The following is a 23,494-nucleotide window of genomic DNA, read 5'->3' as shown; positions in this document are numbered from 1 at the left end:
AAATTTATTCTTCATGATTTCCTTCAAGTGGAATTCTTAAGGTGATTGTATAATAAGTTTCATTTTCATTAATGATTAAATCATAATTGGATTCATATAATAATTTCAATCTTCGTGTAGTATTTTTTAAACCTATACCTTTTGTTTTAAGTTCGGAAATGCCGTTACGTTTTTTGTTTTTGGTCTTGAAAATTAACCAAGACTGCTTGACTTCAAGATTAAAGGACAATGTTACTTTTCCCAATTTATGATCGGTACCATGCTTAAAGGAATTTTCAACAAATTGCAAAAGAAGTAAAGGTGGGATAGTTTGACCTTCTATATTACCTGTGATAGAAAATTCAACCTGCACGCGATCTCCAAATCGTAAACGTTCCAGATCAATATAATTTTGAATATATTTTATCTCGTCCATTAATGAAACTCTTTTCTTATTTCCCTGATAAATAACATAACTCATAAACTCAGAAAGTTTGACAACTGTTTCAGGCGCTTGATCTGATTTTTCAAGAGTTAAAGAATACAAATTGTTAAGAGTATTAAAGAAAAAGTGAGGTTGAAGCTGCGATTTAAGCAGAGAAAGTTCGTTTTTTAGGCTTTGTTTTTCTAATTCTTCTGTTTTACGTAAGTTTTTCACGTAGTCAATAGTAATCTTAATCGCGGTAGTAAAACCAATAACATAAATTTCACCTATAAATGCAGCCGTAATGTAATTAATATCAAAAATTGAATCTTCAGATCTTTCAGATTCTGGAAAAACATCTGTGGTTACATATTCATAAGTAAATAATATACGTACCAATGTCATGGTTAAGACTGCGATCAGAAGTATAAATATATATTCAAGATATTTATTAGGGATTAACCTTGGCAATAAGAAATATAGATTAAAGTATACCAGAATAATATGCACAGAGAATTCAACTAGATTTGATTGAAAAGAATAGGAATAGTCATCAAAATAGCTACCCCATCTTAATGTGTTTAACGTAAAATAAATAAGCCAGAATAGGCAATGATGTAATATTTCTTTATTGAGTTTGATTTTGACGAAAGTTTATACATTATAAATATGTAATGAAAATACCTATTTTTTGTTAAACATTACTGTTTTTTAGCTAAACAACGATGTTCTTAGTATTACAAACAATATTACGTTAACAATACCTTTATTGTATTTTAAACCCTAAACAGCTACGATTTTGAGTCATTCAGCTAATTAGTTTTTAGAGATTAACACTTCTTTATAATTTTCATATCGAGAAAAGATCCCAGAAAATCTTTTCTGTTGAACACAAAACAAATTCTTTTAAAACTTAACACAGTCGATTATGAAAGACTCAAAATTTACTCTCAAAGAGTGGTGGTGTTGTTGGAAATCGTTTCCCATGTCACTTCTCTTTTTAATTCTTGTATGTATTACAAGTTCTACTTATGCACAAGTTAATACTGGTGGTAGTGCAACCACTTCGAACCATAACAAGCAGGTGATTGGTTATATCACAAACTGGGATGCATGGAAAGCAGCCAGCGCTGGAGTTCCTGCACAAGGAGCTTTGAATCATTTAAACATTGATTATAGTAAGTATACTATATTAAATTACTCCTTTTTTGGCGTAGCGGTCGATGGATCCTTGCATAGTGGAGATCACAGGAATAAAGATATTTGGCAATCCGGTCAAATACAACAACCCGATGAGCTTATTCACGGTAATGTTTATGATAGTTGGGATTTACATCTTTTGCTCGGAGAAATTGAGGCTTTTAGCTATATCAGTGACGCGACCAAACAAAGAGCAGAAGCTTTCGGATACGTAATAAATGGTAATCAATGGTCTCATCCACAATGGCGAATTAGTAACAATAGTGGTTCGGGAAATGCACCGCTTCCTCTTCCGAAAGAAGGGGGTGCTCCAGGTCTATTAGAACTGGCTCATCAAAAAGGAGTTAAAGTTATGGCTTCTATTGGTGGTTGGAGTATGTGTAAACATTTTCCTGAAATGGCCGCAGATCCTGTTAAAAGAGCACGTTTTATAGAGGACTGTAAAACTCTTATAGATATGGGATTTGATGGTATCGATCTGGATTGGGAATATCCCGGACCATTTCCAGGAATGAATTTTACAGGTAGTAATGCCGATTTCACGAATTTTGCAACACTTGTTCAAGAAATCAGGGCTGCTATTGGTGCAGATAAGTTAATCACTGCGGCTATGGCCGCGGATCCTAAAAAATTAGAAGGATTTAACTGGTCTCAATTGGCAAGCACCATGGATTATTTTAATATGATGACTTACGATTTTAATGGTGGTTGGTCAAATATTGCGGGACATAATGCTCCCGTATATCCTTACGAGGGAGCCGAAGCACCTGACTTCAACTGGCAGTCAACTTTAAATAAATTACTCTCACTGGGTGTGCCTGCCAATAAAATTAATATGGGGGCTCCATTTTATGGTCGGGGAGTGGTTACCAATGGAACTGCATCTTTGAATGCACCCACGACAAAAGTAAATGTTACCATTCAACCGGATGGTCCTATTAGTACAGCTGCAGATTATACCAATTGGCCCCGTGAGGTATACGATGGCACACCAAATCACTTTTATATCAAACAAAAAACAGGATCGGGTAGTGGTTGGACCAGAAAGTGGGACGATCAGGCAAAAGTGCCATATATGACCAAAGGTAATTTCTTCTTAAGTTATGACGATGAAGAATCTATAGGTATTAAAGCAGCTTTTATAAATGATAACAATTTGGCAGGAACCATTGTCTGGACAGTTTTTGGGGACTTAGAATTTTCTGGCTCTGCCCAATCGTTTGGCACAAAATTAAAAAGATGGTCCAATGTTAAATCTCCTTTAGTAAATAAACTAAACGAAGTATTTGCAAGTGGTGGTAATCCTCCAAATAATCAGAACCCAAACATTTCTATTACTTCACCACAAACAGGTGCAACTTTTGAAGCTGGGAATACTATTACGATTACTGCAAATGCAAGTGATACTGATGGTACCGTTACCAAAGTTGAGTTTTATAATGGAGGGACATTACTAGGACAAGACTCATCAAGTCCTTATAGTTTTACCTGGAACAATGTTTCTGCTGGAAACTATACTATTTCTGCAAAAGCAATTGACGACAAAGGGGGTACAGCTACTACTTCAATAGCCATAACAGTTACAGGAACGGGAGGAAATGTGCCTCCAATAGTAACTATCTCCTCGCCCCAACCAGGAGAGACTTTTACTGCAGGTAATACTATCAACATCACAGCAAATGCATCAGATAGTGATGGTTCAGTAAATAGGGTAGAGTTCTACAATGGTACAACAATGCTGGGTGAAGATACGAGTGCTCCATACAGCTATAGCTGGTCAAATGTATCAGCAGGAAGCTATACCATTACTGTAAAAGCTTTCGATAATGAAAATGGAGAAGGATCTTCTTCCGTTTCAATCACTGTAAATGGCGGTGGAAGCGGATCTTGTACGGCACCGGCCTGGGTTTCGGGACAAGCGTACACCGGAGGACAAATAGTATCTTATCAAGGGCGTGAATATAAAGCCAAATGGTGGACACAATCAACTCCGGGAGGTTCTGAGTGGCAAGATCTTGGGGCATGTGATGGAGGTGGTAATCCTCCAACCGGATCTTGTACTGCTCCTGCTTGGGAATCTGGCCGAGCCTATAACGGAGGAGATATTGTATCTCTAGAGGGTCGAGAATATAAAGCCAAATGGTGGACGCAACAAAATCCTGTCGGAAGTTCTGAGTGGGAAGATCTCGGAGTGTGCGATGGTGGAGGAAATCCTCCAAACGGAGCACCACAAGTTTCAGTTACTTCTCCAGGTAGTGGACAGTCTTTTGTAGCCGGTAATACGGTAACGATTAATGCTAATGCTTCAGATGCAGATGGTTCTATTGCCAAGGTAGAATTTTATGTCGATGGTAGTATGATTGGGCAAGATACTTCTGTCCCGTATACTAGCAATTGGACTGCAACTTTAGGAAATCATACGATTACAGCCAAAGCCACAGATAATGCTAATAAATCTACTACATCAACAGCTGTAACTATCACAGTTACCTCTGATGGTGGCGGTGGCTGCCAGGGTAATAGTTTCAAAGTAGTTGGGTATAGCCCCAGCTGGCAAGGAGATGCAAATAACATTCAATATGATAAATTAACACATATCAATTATGCTTTTGCAATTCCAAGAGGTGATGGTAGTTTAGAACCTCTGGCAAATGCAGGGAAATTACGCCAAATAGTATCTTTAGGGCACGCTCAAGGAGTAAAAGTATTGATCGCTGTCGGCGGATGGGAACTTGGTGATGGTGGTGGAGTTGATACGCGTTTTGTGCAACTAGCCTCAAACCCTTCGACCAGAACAACATTTGTGAATAATATGATCAGTTTTGTGAATGAATATAATCTTGATGGTGTTGATATGGATTGGGAGTATCCCGATAATGGTAGTGAGCCCCAAAATTATGAATTATTGATGCGAGAACTTGCACAAGCCTTGCATAGTAGAGGAAAATTATTAACTGCTGCTGTGGTAGCACAAGGATGGGCAGGAAATGGAATTCTGAGTGGCGTCTTTAACGATGTAGACTTTTTAAATCTTATGGCATATGATGGAGGAGACGGTGCAAGTCATTCACCATACAGTTATGCAGAGAGTTCTTTAAACTATTGGTTAGGTAGAGGATTACCCAAAGAAAAAGCTGTTCTAGGAGTTCCTTTCTACGGAAGACCTCAATGGAAAAGTTATGCTGCACTTGTTGCTGAAGGTGCAGATCCAAATAGTGATGTACATCAAGGGGTGTATTATAACGGAATTCAAACCATTAAAAGAAAAACAGAATTAGCACAGCAAAGAGGTGGTGGTATCATGATGTGGGAGCTATCTCACGATACCAGCAGTCAGGTTACTTCGTTACTTACTGCCATAAATCAAGTGACAGGTAATCCTTGTGGTCCTGATAATGTACCTCCTACAGTAGCTGTCTCTTCACCAACAGGTGGAGCTACATTCACGGCCGGAAACACGGTAAGTATCAGGGCGAATGCTTCTGATAGTGATGGAAATGTGACTAAAGTTTCTTTTTATGTAGATGGAAATATGATCAGTGAAGATACTACTTCACCTTATTCCGCCAATTGGACAGCAACTTCGGGAAATCATACAATCACTGCAAGAGCCACAGATAATGATGGTGCGGTAACAACTTCAACTTCGGTTTCGATTTCAGTAAATGGAGACACAACTAATCAAGCCCCAACAGTTTCAATAACCAGTCCCGGTAATGATTCATCATTTACTACGGGACAGAATGTAGCGATTACTGCAAATGCCAACGATACGGATGGAAATGTGAGCAAAGTTGTATTTTACGTAGATGGAAACATGATTAGTGAAGATACTTCGGCTCCGTATTCCGCAAATTGGACTTCAACAGTAGGCAGCCATAGCTTAACTGCAATGGCAACCGACAATGATAATGAAAGTACTACTTCTGTAGCAATTAGTATCACAGTTCAAAATGACACTGGAGGAGGTTGTGATGCCCCGCAATATGTCGATGGATCACAGTATAATACTGGTGATAAAGTGCAAAACTTTGGTAAAGAGTACGAATGTATTGTAGGTGGATGGTGTACTGTAGGTGGTCCCTACGCTCCTGGTGATCCAAATGGATGGGCTTGGCCTAATGCCTGGAAAGAGCTGGGTAATTGTAGCGGTGGAAATCCTCCTGGAGGAAATCAATCTCCTACTGTTTCAATAACTCAACCAGGAAGCGGACAGTCTTTTACCACAGGAAGTACGATTACTATCAATGCATCAGCATCAGATAGCGATGGAAACGTTACTAAAGTCGAGTTCTTTAGAAATGGAACTAAAATAGGAGAAGACCTTTCGAGTCCATATAGTTTTACCTGGAACAACGCATCATCTGGTAGTTATTCATTAATTGCCAAGGCTATCGATGATGATAATGCAATTGGGGAGTCTACTGCTGTAAATATCTCAGTAGGAGCAACTAACCCGCCTAATCCAGGAGGAGATCTTCCTAACAGATTACTTGTAGGATACTGGCATAATTTTGATAATCAATCTACTGTCATAAAATTAAGAGATGTATCTGATAAGTGGGATGTGATTAATGTATCTTTTGCTATACCAACAGTTCTTGGCGGTTCTAATATGACATTTACTCCGGATCCTGCCATTTATTCTAGTATACAAGAGTTTAAAGATGACGTTGCATTATTAAAAAGTAGAGGCAAGAAGGTATTGATCTCTATGGGTGGTGCTACGGGAGCGGTAGATGTAAGTTCTCCTGCTGATGCCCAGGAATTCAGTAATTCGATGATTAACATCATAAGAGAATACGGGTTTAGCGGAATGGATATAGATTTTGAAGGAAGCTCTGTTAGTTTATCAGGAGATACAGATTTTAGAAATCCTGTAGGACCAAAAGTGGTGAATTTAATTACTGCCTTTAAAACAATCTTGTCACAATTCGGACCAGATTTTGTTTTATCCATGGCTCCAGAAACGTTATTTGTGCAAGGCGGAATAAGCGGTTATGGAGGAGCAACAGGTGCTTACTTACCTATTATTTATGCTCTAAGAGACGATTTGGATTATATCCATGTGCAGCATTATAATACCGGAAATATGACCGCACTCGATGGTCAGAATTATTTCCAGGGAACAGCAGATTTTCAAGTTGCCATGGCAGAAATGTTATTACATGGTTTTCCAGTTCGAGGGGGTGGAGGAGACTTCCCACCTTTACGTCCGGATCAGGTTGCAATTGGGTTACCGGCCAATAATTCTGCGGCACCTAATGGTGGATTTACACCAGCAGCAGAAGTACATAAAGCATTAGATTATTTGATCAAAGGTCAGTCTTTCGGAGGACGATATACGCTTCGAAATCCTTCTGGATACAGAGACTTTAGAGGATTAATGACATGGTCTATTAATTGGGATATAGTTGCAGGCTTTGGTTTCTCAAATCCTCATAGAGCATATCTTGATGGTTTAGACAGTAGAGCGGCTCTTGTTCAAGATCAAAGTGTTATAGATGCTACGGTGTCCCCTAACCCGGTAAGCGGAGACGTAATTAATTTAAATGTTGAAAGTGATATGTTGAATTCAACATTCGATCTTCAGATATTTAATGCAACCGGTATTCAGGTATTGGATTATAGAAATACCAAAATTCAAAAAGGGAATAACCTTAGAACTTTTGATGTGAGTAAATTAGAGGAAGGATTATACTTCTACACAATTTCTACACCAAAAGGTAAAACTACAGGAAAGCTTATTAAACGTTAAGCCTCTATTTTTAAACCATCCGGTGATCATTTCAACCACATCATCGGATGGTTTTATTTTTTAAGCCTCTTTTACCTCTTCATCTTAAAACCTAAGCTATGAAAGCAAAATCTACACTACTAAAAATATTATGTTGTTGTTTCTTCACTGTAAGTGCTCTCTTTCAATCTTATGCGCAAAACAGACCTTTTCCACAGCAAATAGATTGGAATGGTTGTATAAAGCCAAACAATGTCTCTCAGCAACAAATGAATACTTCTGTACAGAATATGTACAATTACTGGAAATCTAATTTCTTAAAACCTACAAATCTTCCTGGCGGGTATTATGTAAAAGGAGGATGTACAGGATGTACTGTACCTAGTAAAGGAACCTCTGAAGGCCATGGGTACGGAATGATTATTACCGCTCTTATGGGGGGGTATGATACTCAGGCTAAAATCTATTTCGATGGTTTGTATAAATTTTTTGATACACATCGAAGTACAATCAACGCTGAATTGATGGGGTGGAACGTTGCAGTAGATGAGCGCACTAATTCCTTCAGTTCTGCTGCAGACGGCGATATGGATATTGCATATGCCTTACTACTCGCTCATTATCAATGGGGATCTGGCGGGTCTATTAACTATTTACAAGAAGCAAAAGATATGATTACCAGAGGAATCAAAGTCTCTTTAATACATCCGTCATCACTTCGTGTAATGATGGGAGATTGGGATAATAATGCTTTAGAGACTCGGTCATCAGATTGGATGACTGCTCATCTTAGAGCGTATCAAAAAGCAACAGGGGATGTTTTCTGGGATAATGTAGCAAATAGGGTATATCAAATGATCGATCAGCTCAACACAAATAACCTTGGAATTTTGCCTGACTTCGTTGATGGTAATCCCGCAAGACCGGATGCCAACAATGCCACTGGTGAACCAAATTCTCAGGATTACTATTGGAATGCTTGTAGAACTCCAATGCGAATCTCCACCGATTTTGCTCATTATGGAACAGAAGCTGCAAAAACACAATCAAACAGGTTTGTGAACTGGGCCAAAACTGACATAGGTACTAATTTTGGGCGCTTTGCTTCAGGATACAATGTGAACGGACAAGTAGTGGGAAGCCGTTATGGACCAGCGGCATTTGTAGCTCCGCTAGTAGTGGCATCGATAACCAATAGCGCTAACCAAAACTTTTTAAATGTCGGTTGGAATTACATTAAAAATAAACAGGAAGACTATTATGGAGCGAGTATTAATTTACTAAGTATGTTGGTGATTTCAGGTAACTGGTGGGTACCAGAGCCTGAAACTGTAAATAATCAACCTCCAACAGTAAATATAACCGCTCCCACAAACGGTAGTACTTATAATGCACCGGCAAGTATTCAGATAAACGTTACTGCTTCAGACCAGGATGGTTCTATATCTAAAGTAGAATTCTATAATGGTAGTACCAAAATAGGTCAGGACGTTACTGCTCCCTACACCTATAATTGGAAAAACATTGCATCTGGATCATACACTCTTACAGCAAAAGCAACAGATAACCAGGGTGCCTCAAAAACGTCATCACCAATATTCATAACCGTAAATACGACTTCTCAACAAGCTCCCTATGAAGGTACTCTTTGGAGTATTCCCGGTAAAATCGAAGCTGAAAATTATGATCTTGGGGGTCAGAATGTAGCTTTTAATGATGTTACCGACGCTAATGAAGGAGGCTCTTATCGAAATGATTTAGTAGATATAGAGCCTTGTTCAGAAGGCGGATACAATGTAGGCTGGATAAAATCTGGTGAATGGTTAGAATATACAGTCAATGTAGCCGAATCAAAAACCTACATTTTAGAATCCAGAGTGGCTGCAATTTCAGAAGGGCGAAGGTTTCATGTTGAAATAGACGGTCAAGATGTAAGTGGTCTTATCAATGTTCCCAATACGAACGGATGGCAAAATTGGCAGACAGTAACTTCTAATGTGTTTTTAAACAAAGGACAACAAGTTCTACGTATAGTAATGGATTCAAATGATTTCAATTTAAATCGATTGGAATTTTTTAATGCCGATACACCTGTTAATCAACTGCCAGTCTGTAGTATTACAAATCCTTTAGATAATCAAATTTTTGAAGAGGGAAGCCAGGTGGCAATTAAAGCAAATGCTACAGATAGTGATGGGCGTATTACAAAAGTAGAGTTTTTTAGAAATAGTACATTAATTAGTACCGATTCTTCAGTTCCTTATGAATATACAATCTCTTCTATACAGGAAGGAACCTATTCTTTGACAATCAAAGCCTATGATGACCAAGGGGCTTTCACCGTTTCTTCACCAGTTTCCATTACAGTCAATCGGCCAGGAGGAGGTAGTACTTGTAGCGCTGCACAGTATGTAGATGGTAATGCATATACTACGGGTGAAAAAGTTCAAAATCAAGGCAAAGAATATGAATGCCAGGTGGGAGGATGGTGTAGTCTTGGCGGACCCTACGAACCGGGTAGAGGCTGGGCTTGGCCAAATGCATGGAAAGAAATAGGTAATTGTGGCACTAGTTTCAGTTCTTTAGACAGCATAAAACAATCTTACAAAGCTACTTGTGATGTAGCCCCTTATCAGGATGGAGCTGCGTATCAGGCTGGTGATGAAGTGCAAAATTTTGGTAAAAAATATAGGTGTAAAGTAGCAGGATGGTGTTCTTTAGGAGGCCCGTATACTCCTGGTACACCAAACGATTGGGCTTGGCCCAGTGCCTGGGATGAAATAGGTCCTTGTGACGGAGGTTCTGATAATCAGCTACCTCAAGTAAATATAACCAGTCCTGAAAAAGGAACCCAATATCAATTTGGGGATGAGGTTGTTATAAAAGTTGATGCTTCAGATCCAGATGGAAGCATAGCCAAAGTAACCTTTGTCGTTGATGGTATCATAGTTGGAGAAGATACTTCGGCACCCTATGAGTTTAGTTTTGTTCCAGACAGTAGTGGTAATCATAATTTATTGGCTGAAGCTGTGGATGATAAAGGTTCATTAAACAACTCATCCAGTGTTGGTATTTTTGTTATTGAAGCAGGAGACTGTGATGCTGAACCTTATCAAGATGGAAATACATATCAAACAGGTGACGAAGTAGCCAATCTAGGGTATAAATATCGCTGTTTAGTTGGTGGATGGTGTTCGGTAGGCGGCGCCTACACTCCGGGTGGACCTGAGGATTGGGCATGGCCTTTAGCCTGGGAAAAACTAGGCCCATGTGCAGGTGGCAACACACCGCCAGAGGTCACCGTGCTTACACCAACCATTGTATATGCAGATGCGCTACCGGTTACTGTACCTTTTAGAATACGTGCTAAAGATCCCGATGGTCTGGAGTTTCCGATTTATATGAATGTTCCCGGGGGAGCGCTGCCTTTATTGGCTCAGGGAAATGATGAATATGAAGCTGACTGGTCATTCTATGAGTATAAAGCCTATACATATAGCGGAACAGCAGTTGATATCAAAGGTGCAGTTACACAATTCGAGATAGAAATCACGATAAAAGAACGAACCCAAGGAGGAGATTTCTTAATTTCAAAACAAGAATATAATGATTTATTTCCACATCGATATGGTGTCGATCTAGAAACTTTAGAGATAGATCCGGCAAAGGATTTCTTCACTTACGAGGCTTTTGTAGAAGCTATAGAACGTATGAAAAACATCGAAGTGACTTTCGAAAGAAGAAAAGGAACCAATTTATATCGATTAACCAGAAAGGATAAAACAACCGATCAAACGATAGTGATAAGAACAGATCAGGATTTTGACGCTAGCTGGAATCAATCAAAGCCTATCATGACACAAATCGTAGACTATGGGATGTTTAGTAATGAAGGCAGTGAGGTGATTCGTAAACGAGAGTTAGCCGCATTTTTTGCCAATATTGCACAAGAAACTACGGGTGGTTGGGATACTGCACCAGGAGGAAGATATGCCTGGGGATTATATTTTAGAGAAGAAGTTAATCCCGGTAGTTCTTACACCGTAGGAAGTACTACTTATCCGGCAGTACCCGGACAATCATATCATGGCCGTGGCCCGATTCAACTTAGCTACAATTATAATTACGGACAAGTAAGTGAATTTCTATTTGGCGATAAGAATGTACTACTTAGCAACCCAGAAAGGGTATTACAAGATGGTGCACTCGCATTTCAAACTGCAATCTGGTTCTGGATGACACCTCAATATCCAAAGCCTTCGGCTCACGATGTGATGGTGGGTAACTGGACTCCAACAGCGTATGATCTGGAGCGTAACAGGAAACCCGGGTTCGGTATGACCATCAATATTATTAACGGTGGTGTGGAATGTGGAGAAGGTTATGAAGAACTAAAACCAACACATCGTATTGGACATTACAAAAAATTTACAGGGATTTTTAATGTATCTACAGATCTTGATAATAATGATTGTTCTGAATGTGGTTGCGGGCTAATGGAACCTATGACAGGTATAGAACCCGAAGTACTCGCTCGAACTTCGCAAACTATAGAATCAACAAAAATGAATATGTTCCCTAATCCTTTTGAAGATAAGGTGTCTATTACATTCGAGTTAAAACAAAATGAAATAGTATCGATTCATGCTTCGGATCTTATAGGCAATCAATTTGAAAAAGAAATAAAAAATAAAAGGTTAACAGAAGGAACGTACACATTTTCTTGGGATACTTCGAAGTATCCTAAAGGAATATACTTTTATAAAGTAATGATAGGAAAAAATACAAAAGTATTTAAGCTGGTTAAACGATAGGGTGAACTATTTGAAAAAATTCAAAATGAATTAAAATATAGATATTATGAAACCCCATAATGGGCATTTGGCAGCCAATAACCGTTACCAACTGATATCGGTAACTGATTTATCAATGATTATTTAAATTTTATATAAATGAAAATACTAAATATACAACTCATCAAGAATCCAATTGGATGGTATGATCTGATCGTATTATTCTTATTGACCGCATTATCGCAGCAACTCAGTGCATCTACAGCCTTAGTAAAGATTACTGAAGATATTGAAGTTATCGTATGTACTGCACCAGCGTGGGTGTCTGATCAGGTGTACACTAAAGGAGATAGAGTTGCTTATCAGGGAACTGAATATGAAGCATTCTATTGGACCCAGAATCAAAATCCGGCAACCAATAATTCACAATGGGGTCCGTGGATCGTAATTGGACCGTGTGGCGGCGTTAATACAGCTCCTATAGTATCAATAACTTCTCCATTAAGCGGAACAGCTTTTACAGTGGGAAACAATGTAACTATTAATGCTAATGCTTCAGATACAGATGGCGCTGTAACTACAGTTGAATTTCTTGTTGATGGTACTATAATAGCATCAGATACTTCCGCACCATATTCAACCATTTGGACGGCTACCGAGGGTAATCGTATGTTAACTGCAAGAGCTACAGATAATGCCGGAGCAGTAACATTGTCAACGGCAGTTTCTATTTCAGTTAGTCAAGATACGGGAAATCAGCCTCCCTCGGTAACCATCACAAATCCATCAAGCGGTTCAACATTTACGATAGGTCAAAATGTAAGTATTGCTGCAGAGGCAAATGATGTAGATGGTACGGTGAGCAAGGTTGAATTTTATGCAAATGGAAATTTGATTGGTGAAGATCCCTCTGCGCCCTATACTACAAATTGGACGGCTACTCAAGGCAGTTTTACGCTTACCGCTACAGCAATTGATAATGATAACGCAAATACTACCTCAAATACCGTATCAATTACAGTCTCTGGCGGTGGCGGTAATTGCGATGCCGATCAATATGTAGAGGATGGAGGATACGTAGCAGGTAGCCAGGTACAGAACCAGGGGAATATATACGAGTGCAAACCCTGGCCTTTTACAGGATGGTGTAATGGCAGTGCCGCGGCATATGCACCGGGAACAGGAACCAATTGGGAGGATGCATGGACCTTTGTGGGAGAATGTGGCCCCGATGGTAATGGCGAACCTACCATATCAATAACTTCACCGGGGAGCGGACAAAGCTTTGTTGAGGGAAGTGCTATTGTTATTAATGCTACTGCCTCAGATAGCGACGGGAATGTTACCAAAGTAGAATTTTTTAGCAATGGGAATAAAGTAGGTGAAGATACTTCAAGTCCTTATAGTTTTGCTATAAATGGATTAGAAATAGGCAACTATTCACTTACAGCCAAAGCTACAGATAATGATAATTTGTCTACCATATCAAGCCCCGTTACTATTCGAGTGACAAGTTCTGGGGGAGGACCAGATCCACTCCCGGCAAGAATCATGAACGGATATTGGCACAATTTCCAAAACGGTACAGGGCTTATTCCGTTACGTGAAGTTTCACCCAATTGGGATGTTATCAATGTTTCTTTTGCCGTACCAAAATTCTCTCCTGCCGATGGTGAAATAGGATTCGAGTTATCCTCAGATTTTGATGCCATAAATTATACCGAGGCAGCGTTCAGATCTGATATACAATTGCTACAAAGCCAGGGTAAAAAAATTATAGTCTCAATTGGAGGTCAGGATGGCCAGGTACAATTAAACTCTACTTCGGCAAGAGACAAATTTATCACTTCTATGATTGCTATTATCGAAGACTATGGATTTGACGGGATGGATATAGATTTTGAAGGACAATCACTTTCTTTTGCATTGGGAGATACCGATTTTAGAAACCCAACCACTCCACTTATTGTAAATACTATAGAGGCTGTACGAAGCGTTTGTAATCACTTTGGCAATGATTTTATTTTAACCATGGCGCCAGAAACCTTCTTTGTACAATTAGGATATACATTCTACGGTGGGATCTCTCCTGGTGCAGATAGAAGAGCAGGAGCCTATCTACCCCTGATACATGCGTTACGAGACAAGCTCACCTTTTTACAGGTACAATATTATAATTCTGGTTTTATTACTGCCTTGGATAATCAAGGGTATATACCAGGATCAGGACCAGATTTTTATGTTTCGCTGGTTGATATGTTGCTAAAAGGATTTCCGATTACAGGAGATTCATCAAAGTTTTTTCCTGCGCTAAGACAAGATCAGGTATTAATTGGTGTTCCTGCCACCGTAGGAGCAGGAGGTGGACATATAGGAACTCAAAGTGTCATCAACTCTTTGGATTACCTAATTAATGGAAATTCTTTTGGAGGACAATATCAATTGTCACAAACGTATCCAAATTTACGAGGTGTGATGAGCTGGTCTATAAATTGGGATGCCTTCGAAAATCTCCAATTTTCTAATGCGGTTAGAACCTATTTGGATGGATTAGGAGGAAGAAGTACTTCAGTACTGGAAACTGTTGAAGTACCACAAAAAAAATCAACCATAAAAATGTATCCAAATCCTATAAAAAATGAACTGTATTTGGATGTCGATCTTCCCGGGACATCCTATACTATCACAATTTACAACAGAGTGGGTACTCAGGTTTTTAAAGACAAAGTTTCAAATACTAAAAAGATGCCTGCGAATACTAAAATAGACCTACACCATTTGCAACCTGGTCTTTATTTTTACAAAATTGAGACCAACAACCAGGACTTTTTAGGAAAGATCATTAAACAGTAAACTACAAACCTAAATAAATAAATGTAACACAAATCTAATTATGATGAAAAAAATGAAAATCACACAGTTGTCAATCATGGGGCTCTTATTAGTCGCATGTAGCACAGAACAATTTGATGAATCAGCCACAGCTGTAGATCAAACCCTAGAGAGTGATATTGTCGAAAAGGCATATCCTGATGACACCGGTAAGGTGACAGAGATGTATCATGCAGGTGAAAAACTTGCCATCGAAGAGGTAAACGGTGAATTTATCTACGAAGGTGACATCATCTTCGAAAAAGATATGCTCTCTAAAACGCCACAGAGATTGGTTTTTGAAGAAGGAGAATCCTCTACAACCAAAAGTGTAGGTAGAACAGGCGGAAGATGGCCTAATAACACGGTATATTATACCATAGATAGTGGTTTGCCAAAACAATATCGGGTGAGTGATGCTATTGCACATTGGGAAGCCAACACTTCACTAAAATTTGTAAGAAGAACGAATCAACGTAACTATATTCGCTTTAGAAAAGGATCGGGTTGTTCTTCTAGTGTTGGTATGATTGGCGGTCGCCAAAATATCAATCTGGCCGATGGATGCTCTACAGGTAGCACCATTCACGAGATCGGTCATGCAGTAGGATTATGGCACGAGCAAAGCCGTGCAGACAGGGATAACTGGATCACAATACAGTGGCAAAACATTCAGGCTGGTAAAGAACACAATTTTCAGACCTATGTACAAAGAGGTCGTGACGGTGATGAATATACCAATAGTCTCGATTTTGGATCGATTATGATGTATAGCTCCAGAGCGTTCTCAACTAATAGACAACGTACAATTACCAGAAAAGATGGTAGTGGTTATAGCACCCAACGTAGCGGTTTATCCTCTGGAGATCTTTCGGGGATCAGTCAAATGTATCCTGGTGATGGCGGTGGAGAAGTTTATGAAAATGGAAACTACTATACCATTCATGGCGTAAGAGTGTATCGTTGGAGTAATGATTGGTGGTATTATGATAACAACCAAAGCCGTTGGAGACGAGTAGAATTGAGAGGAACCACCTGGTATTATATAAGCTAGATTAATCTTCTCGAGAGTAATCTCAAAGTTTCGAATTATCATTCCCATAAAAGCGGAATATAATTTGTTTTTGAATTGGGGAGAACCCTGGGCCATAATGGCTCGGGGTTTTTTATGAGCTGTAGTGATATGTTAGTTTGTATATTAAATGGTCCGCTTTGTTTTTCTATTTTAAAGGTTCAAGAGATTTAATTATCTTGTTGAAGATATAAGCACTATTCAATATATAAAATGAGTTACCTAGTTAATATTATCCCTTTCGTCATACTTGGAGTTGTTTTATTCTTTATACTGAAAAAACAAAAAAGAAAAGAAGATAAATATTTTGGAAAAAAAGTTTCCTTTACCAAAAAAGAATTAAAAACGTTAGAAAAATATAAGGCAGAATATACAGAAATAGAATTCGACTCTCGCCTTCCTTCATTTAAAAACAACGGATTTGAGTTAGTGGATATTGCCAGATCTGCTACAGAAATGATTTATGATAATCCAATTCCTAATCAACGAGAAAAGGAGAACATCGAAAGTGGAGATGATGTGAAATTGAAATTTATGGATAAAGATCAAAATGTTGAACGAATGTGGGTAGAAGTAGCTGAGAGGGATAGAAATGTTTTTAAAGGAATTTTGAAAAATGATTCTTTTTCTATCCATAACTTAGTGAATGAAAAGGAAGTATGGTTTCATTCTAATCATATTTTTGAAATTAGGGATAAGTGATCTATTGGCTCAATATTTAGTGTAGTATTTTTGTTTGCCGTCATTTATTAATAAATATTTAAAACGAAAACAGTAAACTTAACTAATCACTTACATTTGTATAATTAGCTATGAGAAGCCAGTACCAGTGATTTATACAAAAAGCATTGCACCCCACCTGAAAAAACAATACATTTAAGTATTAAAAATTCAACAACGTAAAGCTTACTCCATGACCGATTTACAAATTGCAAAAAAAGTCACTCTTCAACCTATTTCGACTATTGCAGAAAAATTTGGGATAGATTCAGATCAGATTGAAATGTATGGCAAGTATAAAGCCAAATTACCTTTACAGGCGATCAACAAACAAAATGCAAGTAAAAGTAATTTGATACTTGTTTCTGCTATTTCTCCAACACCCGCTGGCGAGGGAAAAACTACGATGTCAATTGGTTTGTCTGAAGGTTTAAACCGTTTAGAAAAAAAGACGACAGTTGTACTTAGAGAACCTTCTTTAGGCCCTGTTTTTGGTATAAAAGGGGGTGCTACCGGTGGCGGATACGCGCAAGTGTTGCCCATGGAAGATATTAATCTTCACTTCACAGGTGATTTTGCAGCTATCGAAAAAGCGCATAATTTACTGGCTGCGATTATCGATAACAATATTCAAAGTAAGACTGCATCCTTATCACTAGACCCAAGAACCATAAGCTGGAAACGAGTAGTCGATTTAAATGATCGTGCATTGCGACGTGTTATTGTAGGTCTGGGCGGAACCACCTCGGGAGTACCAAGAGAAACCGGTTTCGATATCACAGCAGCTTCAGAAATTATGGCCATTCTTTGCCTGGCAGAGAACTTAAGCGATTTAAAAAACAGATTGGGTCATATTTTTATTGGATATACCTATGATAAAAATCCTATTTATGCCAAAGACCTAAAAGCTGAAGGTGCCATGACGGCTTTACTCAAGGATGCCATAAAGCCTAATTTGGTTCAAACTATAGAAGGTAATCCGGCTATAATTCATGGTGGACCCTTTGCCAATATTGCCCAGGGAACCAATACTGTTATTGCTACACTTATGGGAATGTCGTATTCAGAATATACGGTGACCGAAGCAGGTTTTGGATTTGATCTGGGGGCAGAAAAATTCTTTGATATCAAATGTCAAAGTGCGGGATTAAAGCCAAAAGCCGTAGTGCTTACTGCAACCATACGTGCTTTAAAATATCATGGAGGGGCAGATTTAAATTCTTTAACTACTCCTGATACAGAAGCGCTTAAGAAAGGTCTCCCCAATTTAGAAAAACACCTCGAAAATATTGCTAAATTTAAGGTAGCACCGGTGATCGCAATTAATAAATTTACCTCAGATAGTGACGATGAAATCAAAATGATTCGTGATTTTGCAGCCTCTAAAGGTGTAAAAGTGGCATTGGCAGAAGTTTGGGAAAAAGGAGGAGAAGGTGCCATCGAATTGGCTCAATGTGTTATTGATGTCATAGCTTCAGATACTTCTGATTTTAAACCGCTATATCGATGGGAAGCTAGTGTTACCGATAAAATAGAAACCATAGCTACAGAAATTTATGGGGCCGAGTATGTTGATTATACCTCAAAAGCAAAACTTCATCTAAAGAAAATTTCTGATTTAGGTTTGGATCACTTACCTGTATGCATTGCAAAAACTCAAAAATCATTATCTGATAATCCCAAACTACTGGGGCGTCCAAAAGACTTCATTATCACAGTGAGAGAGATCGAAATAGCAGCTGGAGCAGGGTTTTTAATTCCGATAACAGGTGATATCATGCGAATGCCGGGATTGCCTGCACATCCTGCATCAGAAGGTATCGATGTCAATGACGAAGGAGAAATTACAGGATTGTTTTAAATCTGGAGAGGCCAAGTGCTTAAAAAAATCAGACGCTATACTTATTTTGAATAATAGGATTAACAGGATCAGTGAGCTAAACACTAAATTTAAATTACGTTCAACATAATCTATAAAATATGAACAAATCAACAATACTGGTAGTAATTGGGCTTTTTCTTCTATCATGTAATCAAAAGGGAACTTCAAATAAAGAACCAGAAAAGGAAATATCTGCTGTGGCAGACTCTTTAACATTAGCCCTGCAAAAAATTCAGAAAGAAGGGCAAATCAATGGTTTTGGGGTGGCTATCGTGGATAAGGATACGGTGCTTTATGAAAACGGAATTGGATACGCAGATCTGGATAATGAAGTAGCGTATACTCAAAATACACTTCAAAATATCGCATCTATATCGAAAACGTTTATCGGGATTGCACTGCTCAAGGCACAGGAAATGGGGAAGCTAAAACTGGATGACCCTATTCAAAAACATTTACCCTTTACAGTCGAAAATCCCTTTTTTCCTGAAAAACCGATTACCATCCGACATTTAGCTACACATACGTCAACTATTGTGGATACCGATGTTTATGACGAAGAATCCTATATATTAAAGACAGAGCGAGATAGCGTAAATGCAAAGTCAATAGAGATTCCCGAAAACTTCAATGCTCCCGAGAAGAAGACATCGATGAGCGATTTCTTACAAAGCGTACTTAGTGAAAATGGAAAGTGGTACTCTAAAGAAGGTTTTTTAGATAAAAAACCTGGTGAACTCTTCGAATATACTAATGTAGGAGCAACTCTGGCAGCATTGATTATTGAAAATGCTACAGGAGAAAAATTTAATGAGTTTACTACCAAATACATTCTTAAACCTTTAGAGATGAATGCTTCAGGTTGGTCTTTTGATGCGATAGATGTTTCTATGCATTCAAAATTATATAAAACCCCGACCACAGAATTACCATTATATTCATTGATCACTTATCCTGATGGAGGATTTATCACTTCAAGTCACGATATGAATACATATCTCATCGAATTGATCAACGGATATTCAGAAAATGGAACAGTGCTGACTAATGAGAGTTACAAAGAGTTGTTCACAAAACAATTGGATGCTAATCACTTTACCGAACGAAACGAAGAAAATCCATATAACGACGAATATAATTCAGGAATTTTTATGGGATTTTCTGCAAAAGGTTATGTAGGTCATACCGGAGGAGATCCCGGCGTGTCTACTTTTATGTTTTTTGATTCAAAGAAAAAGATAGGAAGGGTACTCTTGATCAATACCGATTTAAACAATAAGGAGGGGGTTGAACAGTTTTTTTCAATATGGGATACCTTAGAAGAATACCAGGAAAAGTTGAATTGAAAAGCTTTAACCATTAAATCATATAATATATCATCTGGTCGAGTGATTTTTTGGAATGACCTCTCGACTAAGCCTGTACTGAGCTTTGTCGAAGTGCTCGAGATGACGTTGAGAAAAATAAGCCTGTCCCCAACTCGATTGGGGGAATCCGGACCTAATCAATAAGAATTAATTTGTTTACATCTCGATACATTTTTTTACTACGCTACGTAATAGAACACTACCATTGATGTATTGGTTAATGGTTTGATTTTCAGTTAGTAAACATCCCTATAAACCTACCTGCCCACCGCAAGACAGGCAGGTCTCCATTCCTTACGAAGACTATACCGCATGTATACAAAATAATTGTATTCCCCTCTCCTAAATCCCTGCCTGACGGCAAGGCAGGCTCTCCCCAAAGGGGAAAAGGACTTTAAGCTTCCCTCCTTAGGAGGGATTGAGGGAGGATAGAATCATAAAATGGCACTCACAAGATGTGTACATACGGTAGCCTTTGAAGGAAAGACTAGGGATGCCTGCCTGCTAGCCTTAAGGCAGGCAGGGATGTAATAACGTCAGTTCAATCACTGGATAAAATTTTTATTGGATGTCTCGATGAAACGAAAATATAGCTATCCATGTAATCAAACAATAGTATAATGCTCCAATAACAGTGTTTTTGCGTTAGTAAAATGTATATCAGCAAGCTATTAGAGCTATCTAAAACCTGCTTACCTTACGAAGGGCTGGTAATGAATTTTCTGCTATAGAATTCATATTAAATTATAGTATCGTGTAACAATTTGCATTATTTGTCATCATATTGTAGGGTATTAATGTTATAAAACCAGCCTGTAATTAATGAAGATACTTACCAAAGGGAATTACTACGGGACACAACGATCAGAGCTGTCATTTAATGGCATTGTAGTGTCCAAGTATCATTATACAGAACCTCAAACCGCCTGGCATTATCATGAGAATCCATATTTTATGTATGTTTTGCAGGGTAATATGATTGACGGCAATGCCAGGACAAAAACCTTATGTCCAATAGGAAGCCTGATGTATAATAACTGGCAAGAGGTGCATTACGGGGTAAAAGAATCCAAAGAGGCGAGTGGTTTTCATTTGGAGTTTGAAAGAGATTGGCTCAAACAAAAAGGAATAGATCATCATGTACTCGAAGGTAGCCAGCTCATCGAAGATCCACAAATTCATGTTCTTTTTGGCAAACTGTACAGTGAACTCATGTTTCCGGATCCGGATAACGAAATTTCTGTAGAGCTGTTGGTGTTACAAATTTGTGATAGATTATCACATCGCAAAGAAATGGAAACGACTGGAACTCCGGGATGGATTTCGAGCTTAAAGGAACTACTGCATTATGACTCAAATGACCTTACGTTACAATACTTGTCTGATCAGCTACAGGTTCATCCTGTGCATATTTCCCGAGCAGTTCCCAAATATCTATCCTCAAGCCTTGGGGAATATATGAGACAACAACGATTAAAAAAAGCGATTCCCTTCTTACTGGATCCTAATTTTTCTCTTACCGAAGTCGCCTATATTGCGGGTTTTTATGACCAAAGCCATTTTCATAGAGTATTCAAAGAATATTTTAGAATGACGCCAAGTATGTATAGAAAGCGTATCTTAAAAAATGGTATATGTTAATTTGATACAATTTTAGCATGTATACAAACCAGATATTTGTCCTTCACTTATACGATAATCATGACAAAACTATGTAGAGCATTTACAATTTTAATATCATCGGTATTGGTATGCTGCGCGCAACAGGGCATAAACACATACGAAGGAAACTGGGAGGGGACATTACCCGCCAAGAGTGCCTTCAGTTTTACGGTAGCTTTAGAAATTTTAGAAAGTAATGATGTAAAGTATCAATTACAAATACTAAATGACGATTTTAGGTTTTCTAAAACGATGGCTTCAAGAAGCACGGGGCATATTACATTCGATATTGATGAAAACACAACATTTAAAGGGATATTCACCGAAGATAAAAACCAAATTGACGGATTTATTACTTCCGGGATACTTATGTATCATCTTAGCCTTAAAAAAAACCAGGATAATGTCTATAGGGGTACATGGAATCCTATCATGATCGATACCTTACAATCAAAAAAGATATATCTGGCTGTTGAAAATGTAAAAGGGGAGCGTTTTGAAGCTTATCCTTTTTTTGGGGATCAAAGATTTACAGGAACGTGGTGCGGCGATTTTAGTAAAGAAAACGATACGTTATTGTTTAGAGATTATAAAACCGGGCTGCGCTTCAAAGGAAAATTGCTGGACGATAAAATTGCACTAGAACTATGGTTTGCAGGTAAGCCCTTTGCCAAAACTCTGCTGGAACGCTCTACCACCGAGTGGGATTTTAGAACTTCTATTCCTATAACACGTCAAAAAGTAACCGTACCCAAACAGCGTAATGACGGTTGGGATATTGCCGGACCCGATAGTCATAGGGTTAATATGAAAAAGCTTCAACAACTTATTGATGCTGTTGAAGCAAAGTCTTTACAAAATATTCATAGCATACTAATAGCAAAAGAAGGAAAATTAGCATTCGAAGCTTATTTTGAGGGATATAATGCTTCAATACCACACGATCAACGCTCTGCGTCAAAGAGCATATCATCTGCTATGATTGGTATTGCCATAGATGATAAGATTATCGAAAGTACCGACCAAAAACTGTATAGTTGTATCCCCGCAACCTACCAATACACCAAAGATCCTTTAAAATCTAAAATAAGAATAAAGGATTTACTGACCATGAGTTCTGGATTGGCTGTAGACGGAGCAGCATCAGAAGGAAATTATCAGGAAACAGAGCACTGGTTAAAAACTGTATTAGAAGCTCCTATGGTCAACGAACCAGGAACCCATGCCAATTACGGCTCTGCAAATCCATTTTTGTTGGGGGTTTGTTTAAATGAACGTTTATCACAGCCTATGGAATTATATATGGATCAAAAGCTTTTATCTCCCTTAGGAATTACCAAGTATATGATCCAGACAGAAAATACAGGAACCACACCCTATTTTGGAGGAGGGATGTATTTGACCCCGAGAGATATGCTCAAATTCGGACAATTATATGCGAACAAAGGAACGTGGAAAGGGAAACAGATCGTTTCGGAAACCTGGGTAGAAGATTCTTTCAAAAAACATACGCGATTAGAAGATGCAAAAAACAAAAATGAATACGGGTATCAGTGGTGGCACAGAACTTATAAAGCAGGAGGTAGAGAAATACAATCTATAGAAGCCAGAGGGGCAGGAGGGCAGTTTATTTTTGTGCTACCCGAGATGAAAGCTGTGGCGGTGATCACTTCAGGAAATTATAGAAACAGGAAATTAAATGAGCAACCCGAAAATATAGTAGAACACTACATACTTCCGGCATTGTTAGAGTAGTAACTTTAAAATGTATTGACCTGTTGTACGTT

10 protein-coding genes are annotated in these 23,494 nt (G+C 38.4%); 9 read left to right on the top strand and 1 reads right to left on the bottom strand.

Going from position 1 to position 23,494, the window contains the following annotated elements; translation table 11 throughout:
* Positions 1–4: 4 nt before the first annotated feature.
* The gene (locus ACFSJT_RS03440) at positions 5–802 is read right to left on the bottom strand and encodes a sensor histidine kinase (RefSeq protein ID WP_378318799.1); all 798 of its coding nucleotides are present in this window, start codon (positions 800–802) and stop codon (positions 5–7) included.
* 529 nt (positions 803–1,331) lie between these two features.
* On the opposite strand from ACFSJT_RS03440, the gene ACFSJT_RS03435 reads away from it, so the two are divergent.
* From ACFSJT_RS03435 to ACFSJT_RS03395, 9 genes are all read left to right on the top strand, one after another.
* Positions 1,332–7,361, top strand: a complete 6,030-nt coding sequence (locus ACFSJT_RS03435; protein ID WP_378318798.1) for a glycosyl hydrolase family 18 protein — start codon at positions 1,332–1,334, stop codon at positions 7,359–7,361.
* Between the two features lie 98 nt (positions 7,362–7,459).
* The gene (locus ACFSJT_RS03430) at positions 7,460–12,154 is read left to right on the top strand and encodes a glycosyl hydrolase family 8 (protein WP_378318797.1); all 4,695 of its coding nucleotides are present in this window, start codon (positions 7,460–7,462) and stop codon (positions 12,152–12,154) included.
* Positions 12,155–12,292: 138 nt separating this feature from the next.
* Entirely contained in the window at positions 12,293–14,986 is a 2,694-nt protein-coding gene (locus ACFSJT_RS03425; protein WP_378318796.1) for an Ig-like domain-containing protein, read from the top strand.
* Between the two features lie 43 nt (positions 14,987–15,029).
* On the top strand, positions 15,030–16,058 hold the full coding sequence (locus ACFSJT_RS03420; protein ID WP_378318795.1) for a M12 family metallopeptidase: 1,029 nt from the start codon (positions 15,030–15,032) through the stop codon (positions 16,056–16,058).
* Between the two features lie 231 nt (positions 16,059–16,289).
* On the top strand, positions 16,290–16,778 hold the full coding sequence (locus ACFSJT_RS03415; protein ID WP_378318794.1) for a DUF2314 domain-containing protein: 489 nt from the start codon (positions 16,290–16,292) through the stop codon (positions 16,776–16,778).
* A gap of 211 nt (positions 16,779–16,989) precedes the next feature.
* Positions 16,990–18,657 carry a formate--tetrahydrofolate ligase gene (locus tag ACFSJT_RS03410; protein ID WP_378318793.1) on the top strand — a complete coding sequence of 556 codons (1,668 nt, stop codon included), beginning with the start codon at positions 16,990–16,992 and terminating at the stop codon, positions 18,655–18,657.
* 119 nt (positions 18,658–18,776) lie between these two features.
* Positions 18,777–20,024, top strand: coding sequence for a serine hydrolase domain-containing protein (locus ACFSJT_RS03405; protein WP_378318792.1), 1,248 nt, complete (start codon positions 18,777–18,779; stop codon positions 20,022–20,024).
* An 843-nt stretch (positions 20,025–20,867) separates the two neighbouring features.
* The gene (locus ACFSJT_RS03400; protein WP_378318791.1) at positions 20,868–21,686 is read left to right on the top strand and encodes a helix-turn-helix domain-containing protein; all 819 of its coding nucleotides are present in this window, start codon (positions 20,868–20,870) and stop codon (positions 21,684–21,686) included.
* A gap of 60 nt (positions 21,687–21,746) precedes the next feature.
* The gene (locus ACFSJT_RS03395; RefSeq protein WP_378318790.1) at positions 21,747–23,462 is read left to right on the top strand and encodes a serine hydrolase domain-containing protein; all 1,716 of its coding nucleotides are present in this window, start codon (positions 21,747–21,749) and stop codon (positions 23,460–23,462) included.
* The last annotated feature ends 32 nt before the right edge of the window (positions 23,463–23,494 follow it).

Source organism: Aquimarina celericrescens (assembly GCF_042682765.1).
In the GTDB taxonomy this organism is placed as follows: Bacteria; Bacteroidota; Bacteroidia; order Flavobacteriales; family Flavobacteriaceae; genus Aquimarina; species Aquimarina celericrescens.
This window is presented reverse-complemented; position numbering and strand designations above follow the sequence as displayed.